Here is a 275-nt window from a genome sequence, read left to right on the forward strand (position 1 = left end):
GTGACGATCCGCGCAGACTGGGCAGGGTCAGCAGATTCGATAGTAACGCTGCCCTGGCTACGCGGACGCAATGGGTAGGTGAACAGCTGCATGCCCGGATGGGGTTCGAAGCGGTAAGTCGGTGAGGAAAAGTCCATCGAGTAAGGGGCCATCATCAGCTGAGCGTCGGGACGATCCAGATCCGGGTGAGTCTTGAAAAAACCGCCGACCGGGAAGGACCCGAGCGCCATGACGCCGCGCCGCGAGAGGCCATACTGGATGACGTTCTTGAGCAG

At 60.7% G+C, this 275-nt stretch carries 1 pseudogene; it reads right to left on the bottom strand.

The window, feature by feature from the left end:
* Nucleotides 1-275, bottom strand: a pseudogene (locus tag SB786_RS36200) (GMC oxidoreductase); the annotation flags it as partial.

It is taken from the genome of Burkholderia sp. SIMBA_062, from assembly GCF_046534765.1.
Taxonomy (GTDB): domain Bacteria; phylum Pseudomonadota; class Gammaproteobacteria; order Burkholderiales; family Burkholderiaceae; genus Burkholderia; species Burkholderia ambifaria.